At 75.8% G+C, this 1065-nt stretch carries 2 protein-coding genes; both read right to left on the reverse strand.

All coding sequences use genetic code 11. From position 1 onward, the window contains the following. Positions 1 to 37 precede the first annotated feature (37 nt). The gene (locus tag H5J30_RS35260) at positions 38 to 430 is read right to left on the reverse strand and encodes a hypothetical protein (protein ID WP_181791863.1); all 393 of its coding nucleotides are present in this window, start codon (positions 428 to 430) and stop codon (positions 38 to 40) included. 101 nt (positions 431 to 531) lie between these two features. Then, positions 532 to 1065: DUF2470 domain-containing protein (locus H5J30_RS35265; protein ID WP_181791864.1), on the reverse strand; the 534-nt coding region annotated here is incomplete at its 5' end.

The following is a 1065-nucleotide window of genomic DNA, read 5'->3' on the forward strand; positions in this document are numbered from 1 at the left end:
CCGAGGCGGGCCGCCGCGTACGGCAGTCCCCGCCGGGTCAGGGCAGCCGCCGCGCCTTGCGCTCCGCGCGCTTCGCCGCCCGCGCCCCGGCCTTCTCCGCGGCGCGGCGCTCACGCTCCGCCCGGCGGGCCGACTTCTCCGCCTCTTCCGCCTCGCGGCTGTCGTACAGCAGCTCGACCAGGGAGAAGCGGCAGCCGTAGCTGCGCATCGAGCCCTTGCTGATCAGCAGGAAGCCCTCGCCGGTCCGGTACAGGGCGGTGTGTGAGGACTTGGCCGGGTGCTGGGGCCGGTAGGCGCGGGCGCGGGCCTCCAGGCGGGCCATGGCCTCCTCGCGCGGGCCGGTGAAGTTCTCCAGCACGTTCGCGGACATGGACTTGCGGTCGCCGAGACCGTCGGTCTCCTCGACGATCAGGCCCCACCGCTCGGACATGGCCTCCCCCTCCGGCGAGTCACGAGTAGCACACTCGTACAGCCTACGAGGCGGCCGTCGCACCGGTGTGCGCACCGCGGCCCGGCCGGGTCACCTCCCGCTCACCCGCCGCGGCGGGTGCGGCGGCGGGGGCAGTGGCCGGCGGCGTAGAGGAGGGTCTGGATGGCTGGGCCGGCTTCGGCCGCGTCCGTGAGGGAGTCGGGGAAGGGGAGGCGGGTGTCGTGGTGGGTGCGGGGGTGTTCCAGGCGGAGGGTGAGGCCGTGGCGGTCCAGCGCCAGCGGGTGGACGCGGACCGCGCCGTGGAGTACCGACGGGGTGAGGAGCCGGGTCAGGGCGTCGACCGCGTCGCGGTGGGAGTCCGCCAGGTGCAGCAGCATCGCCGACTCCTGGACCGCCAGCGGGTCGGGCGCCGCCGCGGCCAGTTCGTCCAGGTCCACGACCGCCGCCCCGGGGTCGTCCGTCCCGGCTCCCGCCGTCACCACCAGCGCCTCCGCCGGGTCGAAGCGCAGCACCAGCCGGTCCGCCTCCGGCTGCGCCGGCTCCGGTGCCAGCCAGCCGATCAGCGTCACCCGGGCCCGTACCCTGTCGCGTACCTCCACGGGTGCGATGTCCGTCAGGTGCAGCCGCACCGGCAG

Source organism: Streptomyces phytophilus, assembly GCF_013870535.1.
Taxonomy (GTDB): Bacteria; Actinomycetota; Actinomycetes; order Streptomycetales; family Streptomycetaceae; genus Streptomyces; species Streptomyces phytophilus.

Coding starts and splice junctions, on each gene's coding strand:
- H5J30_RS35260 (WP_181791863.1), bottom strand. CDS start 430: ATGTCCGAGCGGTGGGGCCTGATCGTCGAGGAGACCGACGGTCTCGGC.